Source organism: Arcicella aquatica (assembly GCF_034928825.1).
GTDB classification, from domain to species: Bacteria; Bacteroidota; Bacteroidia; order Cytophagales; family Spirosomataceae; genus Arcicella; species Arcicella aquatica.
Genome location: NZ_JAYFUL010000013.1, coordinates 141,129 through 149,090 on the forward strand (window position 1 = coordinate 141,129; position 7,962 = coordinate 149,090).

The window sequence follows — 7,962 nt, forward strand, 5'->3', positions numbered from 1 at the left end:
CTATTTTTTTAGAAATACTTAATTGTCAAATCTATTATTTTCTGCTTAAAATCGGTATAAGGAGGCATCAGTAAATCTAACGCAATAAAAGGAGACCATTGTTTCATAATCGCTCTTTGGTTAGAGAATGCCAAGAAACCATAATGCCCATGCCCCTTTCCAATGCCACTATTATTTGAGCCTCCAAAGGGTAATTCATTGTTAAAAAAGTGTAATGTATTATGATTAATTACCGTCCCTCCTGCCCTTGTCTGATTAATGATGCCATTTACTGAGCCTTTATTCTTACTAAAAATGTACAAAGCCAAAGGCTTTTCGTGTTGACGAATATGCTGAATAGCTTCGTCTAGTTCCTTAAAAGTAATTAAAGGCAGGATTGGGCCAAAAATCTCTTCTTGCATCACCTTGCTGTCTTTCCTGACGTTAGATAGCAGTGTTGGAGCAATGAACGCTTGGCTTTCGTCTGTTTCTCCGCCCATTTCTATCACTGCTCCCGTTATCTTAGCCTCTTCTATATAACTCTTCAAACGCTTGAAATGTCCTTTATTCACAATCCGATTATAATCTTTAGACTCCTGAGGGTTTTCCCCATAAAAAGCCAAGACTTGCTCTTTGAATAGTTTTATAAAATCATCTTTTACGCTTTCTTGAATGTATAAATAATCTGGAGCGATGCATACTTGCCCATTATTCAAGTATTTTGCCCACGCTATTCTGCTAGCAGCTTTGGACAAATCAGCAGATTCATCTACAATGACGGGTGTTTTACCACCCAATTCTAACGTAACCGAGCATAGATTTTCAGCCGCCGCTTTCATAACCTTCTTTCCTAAAGCAGGGCTTCCCGTAAAGAAAATATGGTTGAAGGGTAATGTGGTGATGTATTCTGCTACTTCGGCATTCCCTTCAAATATTGCTACTTCATTTTCAGGGAATACTTCTGCTATCATTTTTTTCATTAAAGCCGCCGAGTGAGGAGTATGCTCAGAGGGCTTTATGATGACGCAATTTCCAGCAGCAACGGCAGAAACTAAGGGACCAAACGTTAAATTAAACGGAAAATTCCAAGGAGAAACGATTAGTACAACTCCTTTGGGTTCGTAATAAATATAAGAAGAAGTTCCTAACAGGGAGATTGGGCTTGGCACAGCCTTAGGCTTCATCCAATGTTTAAGATGTCTGATTGCGTGATTCAGTTCGTTAATAACTGTATATATTTCTGTTAAATCTACTTCAGCGGGTGCTTTTTTGAAATCATCAAACATTGCTTTTTGAATCTCTTCTCGATATTGAAGAATCGTTTTAAGCAATTTTTTTAATTTAGTTTTTCTTTCTAATGCATTTGTATGGCCAATAGTATATTGGTTCTCTAGTTGCTTACTAAAAATAGCATCAATTGCATTAGTCCATTCCTTATTATCCATTATCAATAAATGATTAGCAAACACCAAAAAAATTAGATTAAATTAGAATTATCCTTAAGTTAGTATAGAAGCTGTTTAAACTTTCCGTTTCTGAGGTGAAAGTATTGTATTTTTGAATTGATTTTTTCAAAATTTGCGAAGCATAGCATCGCTACGTTGAGTAAATTTTGGAACAAGCTATTCTAAAAGACTTAGTTTAACCCGAAAGGGAAAGTTTAAACAGCTTCATAAATAATAAGGATTTATTCTAAACATATCGCACATCAAAGATGAGAGAGCCATCCATGTTGCTACTCAAAAAAGTATAAACTAAAATTGTTAATTGTAAAATAGCAATTTTATATCAATATATTTATATTTAAATTTTCCATAAATGTGGATAGCAGTATTCTTTATATGAGTGCGAAATTTCTATTGTACAAACTCTACCTTTAATATGGTTTAGGGTGTTTAAAAGCATAAAAACATTTGTTTGGCAAGGTAATTGATTGTAACTTTAAGAGAGTATATAAAAAATCACATATTCACTATTAATCTACTGCTGCATCTTTTTTTATAATATTTATTTTATACTATTGATTTCAATTTGATTACTATTGTATAAAAAAGTAATACAAAAAGGCTTTTCATTACATCACTTAATGGAAGTGTTTCTTAATTAACCATAATTTTATTATTTCCACAACAGCCCTGAAAAATTCAATAACTAAAAATAATGAACAACAGTAAATTGAAACTTCTAATAGTTGATGATGAAGCAAGTACTAGAAAAGTATTAGAACACTTCTTGAACAAAGAGTTTGATGTAACAGTTAAAAATGATGGGATGGAAGGCATGAATTGGTTAGATGCAGGAAACGATACTGACTTTATTATTGCTGACCTTAACATGCCAAACTTGGATGGTAAGGAGTTTGTAAAAGTAGTACGTGCAAGTAATTTATTTAGTAATCTACCAATCATTATTTTGTCAGGTACTGACGAAAGTAAAGAAAGAATAGAATGCTTGAACTTAGGAGCCGACGATTTTATGTTAAAACCGTTTAATCCGATGGAAGTACATGCCAAAATAAAAGCTATTTTACGCAGAGTAAAATAGACAACGCCATTAACCATTTATTTTATAAAACATATTAAGAGGTTTACTCATTATTTGTTACCTTAAAGCTTATGAGGTCAAAGTTTATCGTGTATGTCTTGAGATATAATTATTAAAATCACTAAAATATGAGTAGTATCCCACAGACTATATCATCACCAAAGGATGATTTTCCTATTAAAGTAATTTTGGTTGAAAATGAAGATTTTGTAGTGGTCAATTTTTTGAAAAAATTTGGACAAAAACTTCACATAAAGGTTATTAGTAACTTAGACGAATGTCTGGAGTTTGTAAAAAATACTTATCCCCCTGATGCTATTATTATTGCTAGAAATCTAGGCGGAATTAAATTTCTAGAAACAATAAGAAAAGATAACTGGACAAAGAATTTGCCTGTTATTCTTACCAGCGACCATGTAACGCCTGGTCTGATTAAAGAAATTATTGAGAAAAAAGGAGATGATATCTATCCTAAAGATTTTAGCTCTGGCGATTTAGTCACTCGATTAGAATACTTCATCAAGCGTCGTCATTATGTTGCTAGTCAACAAACAAAATCAAATATTTTAGAGGTAAAAATTCCATTCTGGAAACGCTTTATTGATGTTTCTACTACTGGTTTAGCTTTATTGTTGCTGTCTCCACTGCTTATTATCATTTCTATTCTTATCAAATTAGATTCAAAAGGCCCTATCGTCTATAAATCTAAACGTGTGGGTGCTGGCTACAAGATTTTTGAAATTTATAAGTTTAGAACGATGCGTACTGATGCTGACCAGTTAATCAAAAACATGGAATCGCTGAATATGTACACCAAAGGAACAACGGAAGCCAAAACAGATGGGCTTTGTGATGAGTGTGCTTTAATTGGTTCTTGTCAGCAACGATTATACTTGGATGGTGAAGAAACTTGTGAAAAGGTTTACTTGAACAAGAAAAAAGAAAAAGTAGCTTTCATGAAATTTCAGAACGACCCAAGAATTACAAAATTAGGGCGTTTCTTAAGAAATAGTAGTATCGATGAGCTACCACAATTGTTTAATATATTCTTGGGAGATATGTCTCTGATTGGAAATAGACCTTTACCACTATACGAAGCTGAAAAATTAACAACAGACGATTATATCGAACGTTTTGCTGGTCCTGGCGGACTTACTGGTCTTTGGCAAGTAACAAAAAGAGGGAAAGGCAAAAAAGATATGACCGAACAAGAAAGAATAGAATTGGATATTGAGTATGCCCGTAATTTTTCATTCAAATACGATTTGAAAATCTTTTTTATGACATTCCCTGCTCTCTTACAATCTGAAAATGTATAGAAGCCCAACCCAGAAAAACTGCTCAGCCCTGCTGTATTAATTTAATTAATACCTCTCAAAATATTAAACTATGAAACTCATACTTGAACTATGTTTCTGGATTTGTATAGGGCTAGTAGCCTATACTTATGTTGGTTACGGTATAGTTGCTTGGATTTTTGTAAAAATCAGAAAAATATTCGGGTTCACTTTTAAAAAGTATAACGACCCTACCTTTCTTCCAGAAGTCACATTGGTGGTGCCTGCTTACAATGAAATGTCGTGCATTGAAGCCAAGGTTATCAATACATTTGGGCTAGATTATCCATCTGATAAATTCGAAGTCCTTTTTGTCACAGAAGGCTCAAATGATGGCACTTCAGAATACATAGCATCGCTTCAATCAGAATATAGTAATCTAAGAATGATTGCAGGCGATACCCGTAGAGGTAAAATTGAAGCCATGAATATGGCAATGAAGACTGTCAATACGCCTATTGTTATTTTTACAGATGCTAACACAACTCTCAACCACGCTGTTATTAAAAATATCGTAAGGCACTTTCAAGACCCTATAGTTGGGGCAGTTGCAGGTGAAAAGCGTATTCAAACAGAAGGATCAGAAGCCGCTGCTGGCGCTGGCGAAGGCTTATATTGGAAGTACGAATCTTTTCTGAAAAAATTAGATACAGAACTATACTCTGTTGTAGGGGCTGCAGGTGAATTATTTGCTGTAAGAACCAATCTATTTGAGCACGTTGAGAAAGATACGCTTCTGGATGATTTTATTATTTCTTTACGAATTGCTGCCAATGGTTTTAGGGTAATCTATGAACCAGATGCTTATGCTAGTGAACGTCCTTCCTTCTCTATTCAAGATGAAATGAAGCGGAAAATCAGGATTTCAGCAGGAGGTTTTCAGGCCATAGCCCGTTTGGGGTTTCTTTGGAATATCTTCCGTTATGGCTTACTTTCATTTCAATATGTTTCACACCGTGCTATGCGTTGGGCAGTGGCTCCATTTTGTCTTCCTCTTTTAGTATTAATCAATCTTATACTACTTATTACTGGTTCTGAATTATTAGATAATTTCATATATCATCTTTTGATGCTTGCTCAAATTGCTTTCTATATTTTAGCATTGCTTGGCTATTATCTTGAAAATAAGAAAATTAGGGTAAAAATACTTTTTGTACCCTTCTATTTTTCTTTCATGAATTATTGCGCTATACTAGGGTACTTCAGGTATAAGAATGGATTAACGTCTGGTATCTGGGAAAAAGTGAAAAGAGCAGAATAATTGGTGCCTTTAAAAGAGTTGTTATTCCATAAATTGAAAAAACTATGATTAATTTTTCGTTACCAACATGGGTAGAGCAAATATTAAGCAAACCATTACTCATTAGTAAGTATTCCGCTAGTGAAGTTGAAGCGCTAAAGAAAAAATTATCTATATTTTCTAATGAAAATCCCATTGTCAGTGTAGTAATTCCTGCATGGAACGAAGAAGAGAGTATCCTGCATACCTTAATTTCCCTTGCCAATACTAATACAAAATATCCAGTTGAGTTAATCGTAATTGATAATAATTCAACCGATGGCACAGCCAATCTTTTAAATACAATTGGTGTAAAAAACTTTTTGGAGACGAAGCAAGGCGTAGGTCATGCCAGAACTTGTGGTTTGCACAAAGCAAAAGGCACTTATGTGTTGACTTGCGATAGTGATACATTATACCCAGCAGGTTGGATTACGGCCATGACTGATGCGCTAGTAAACGGACAAGACAAACCTGTTCCCGTATATTGCGTACATGGTAGTTATTCATTTCTTCCTTCTCCTTCTACCCCACGTTGGCAATATGCTTTCTATGAAATGCTGAGTAGTTTTGTGATTAAACAAAAAGAACGTACACAACCTTTCCTGAATGTGTTAGGATATAATTCTGGCTTTATTAGACAAAAAGGTATCGACATAAACGGCTATGATATTGAAGTACAAAGAACTTTCAGAGGGGTTGCTTTTGATGATGCCGGTCATGCCACTGAAGACGGTATGATGGCATTACGCTTACAAGAAGCAGGAGGAAAAATTGAGGCGGTAGATAGTGATGATGCAAAAGTATGGACAAGTGATAGACGAATACAAATAGATGGTGGCTTAAAAAAGGCGCTTATCTTTAGAATCAAAAAACATCTTTTCAAAAAATAACTCTTCTTATGTCTATTATTCAAACCATCAAATCAAATCCTGCCTTAAAGAAATTTGTGCATTGGTGTTTAATTCCAAAGTATCAGGCACGACCGCGACTTTGGGTAAAATGGTTTATTAATCCTTTCTTTCATAAAAAAGGGAAAGGCTCTGTGATATGCAGAAGAACAAGAGTAGATGTTTTGCCTTTTCAGCCTTTTACACTGGGCAATTTTAGCACAGTAGAAGATTTTGCTACCATTAATAATGGCGTAGGGGCTGTTCATATTGGCAATAATTCAAGAGTCGGTATTGGCAATGTAATCATTGGCCCTGTAACAGTGGGTAATAACGTTATTTTTGCACAAAATATCGTAATGAGTGGTCTTAATCACGTGTACACTGACGTCACTCTTCCTATTGATTTACAGCCAGTTATAACAGCTCAAATAACTATCGAAGACGATTGTTGGATTGGAGCTAATGCGGTGATTACTGCGGGCGTAACTATTGGGAAACATAGTGTAATTGCTGGTGGTGCTGTTGTTACTAAAAATATTCCTCCTTTTAGCGTTGCTGTTGGCAACCCTGCTAAAGTAATTAAACAATACAATGCTACATCAGGGCAGTGGGAAAAAGTAAGCTAAAAACGAATAACAAAGATGGCAAATCATCAACCAAAAGTTTCTATAATAACCATAAATTTCAACAGTACTGATGTTACTGCTGCGTTATTACGTTCGTTAGAAAAAATAACCTATCCATCTATTGAAGTAATTGTAGTTGATAATAGTACCAAAGATTTTGGCTACCAACTTCCAATAGATTTTCCTTGGATTACTTATCTTGAACCTGGTGAAAACCTTGGTTTTGCAGGCGGAAACAATAAGGGACTAAGAATAGCAACAGGAGAATATTATTTGCTATTGAACAATGATACAGAAGTAGATGCAGGTTTTCTTGAACCCCTTATCGAACGCTTTCAAACGAATGCTAATATTGGAGTAGTTTGCCCTAAAATTTTATATTTTGACGAACCAGACGTTATACAATTTGCAGGCTATACGCCTATTAACCCTATTTCAGGTCGAGGCTTCGGCATTGGTTATTTAGAAAAAGATACTGGTCAGCATGATAAGGCAATGCCCACATCGCGTGCCCATGGAGCAGCAATGATTTTTTCAAAGGCTGCTTTTGAAAAAGTAGGACTCATGGCAGAATTATTCTTTCTGTATTATGAAGAAATGGATTATTGCGAAAGATTTAAAAGAGCTGGCTATACAATTTGGTATGAGCCAAGTAGTAAAGTTTGGCATAAAGAGTCTATGAGTACAGGTAAAGGTTCAACCCTTAAAACCTATTATTATAGTAGAAATCGCTTGCTTTATTTACGAAGAAATACTTTTGGGTATCAAAAGATACTGATGTATATATATTATACAGCCATTGCTCTTCCAAAAAATCTATTAGGATATTTAGTAAAACGAGATTGGCCACATTTAAAAGCTTTTTGGCAAGGATTTATCTGGAATTTTAGTAATTCTTCAAAGGATGAATACGACTTAAAGACTTGAGGATGTATGACTTAAGGATTAGAGGATTTGTAGATTATAAGACTTAAAGATTGTAGGATTGTTATGATCTTATAGTTTTTAAGTTTTTTTATGACGTTTTCAAATTCTTTCCTTTAGGGGGTGACTTTTTTTGTTCTTCCAAAGGTCATATTGCATATGCCCCTGTACTTACCTATTCTTGTGTCTTATAGTCCTTCGTCTTTCAGTCCTCAAGTCTCCAAAAACAAGAAGAGCCACCCTTTCGAGGTAGCTCTTTGTTAATATTTTTGGGGTTTATTTACTTTCCCGCATGTGATTGCAGTATCATCAACGGAACTGGGCTTAACTTCTCTGTTCGAGATGGGAAGAGGTGAACACCAGTCCTATCAACCCCATAA

Annotated in this window: 7 protein-coding genes and 1 rRNA gene; 6 read left to right on the forward strand and 2 right to left on the reverse strand. The window is 34.8% G+C overall.

Translation table 11 applies throughout. The annotated features are described in order from the left end of the window. Positions 1 to 8: 8 nt before the first annotated feature. Positions 9 to 1,424, reverse strand: coding sequence for an aldehyde dehydrogenase family protein (locus tag VB264_RS10540; RefSeq protein ID WP_323249151.1), 1,416 nt, complete (start codon positions 1,422 to 1,424; stop codon positions 9 to 11). Positions 1,425 to 2,139: 715 nt separating this feature from the next. Between VB264_RS10540 and VB264_RS10545 the strand changes: the two genes are divergently transcribed. The 6 genes from VB264_RS10545 (at position 2,140) to VB264_RS10570 (ending at position 7,585) form a co-directional block, all read left to right on the forward strand. Beyond that, a complete protein-coding gene (locus VB264_RS10545) occupies positions 2,140 to 2,523 on the forward strand; it encodes a response regulator transcription factor (RefSeq protein ID WP_309924437.1) in 384 nt (127 codons plus the stop codon). A gap of 128 nt (positions 2,524 to 2,651) precedes the next feature. After that, positions 2,652 to 3,842: a sugar transferase gene (locus VB264_RS10550; RefSeq protein ID WP_323249153.1), complete on the forward strand. Its 1,191-nt coding sequence runs from the start codon at positions 2,652 to 2,654 to the stop codon at positions 3,840 to 3,842. Positions 3,843 to 3,912: 70 nt separating this feature from the next. Then, the gene (locus VB264_RS10555; protein ID WP_323249155.1) at positions 3,913 to 5,121 is read left to right on the forward strand and encodes a glycosyltransferase family 2 protein; all 1,209 of its coding nucleotides are present in this window, start codon (positions 3,913 to 3,915) and stop codon (positions 5,119 to 5,121) included. 44 nt (positions 5,122 to 5,165) lie between these two features. Then, complete coding sequence (locus VB264_RS10560) at positions 5,166 to 6,032, forward strand: glycosyltransferase family 2 protein (RefSeq protein WP_309924432.1); 867 nt, start codon at positions 5,166 to 5,168, stop codon at positions 6,030 to 6,032. An 8-nt stretch (positions 6,033 to 6,040) separates the two neighbouring features. Further along, complete coding sequence (locus VB264_RS10565; protein ID WP_323249157.1) at positions 6,041 to 6,658, forward strand: acyltransferase; 618 nt, start codon at positions 6,041 to 6,043, stop codon at positions 6,656 to 6,658. Between the two features lie 15 nt (positions 6,659 to 6,673). Continuing rightward, positions 6,674 to 7,585, forward strand: a complete 912-nt coding sequence (locus VB264_RS10570; RefSeq protein ID WP_323249159.1) for a glycosyltransferase family 2 protein — start codon at positions 6,674 to 6,676, stop codon at positions 7,583 to 7,585. A gap of 264 nt (positions 7,586 to 7,849) precedes the next feature. Here VB264_RS10570 and rrf read toward each other — a convergent pair. Continuing rightward, positions 7,850 to 7,961 (reverse strand): 5S ribosomal RNA (gene rrf / locus VB264_RS10575). Between the last annotated feature and the right edge of the window lies 1 nt (position 7,962).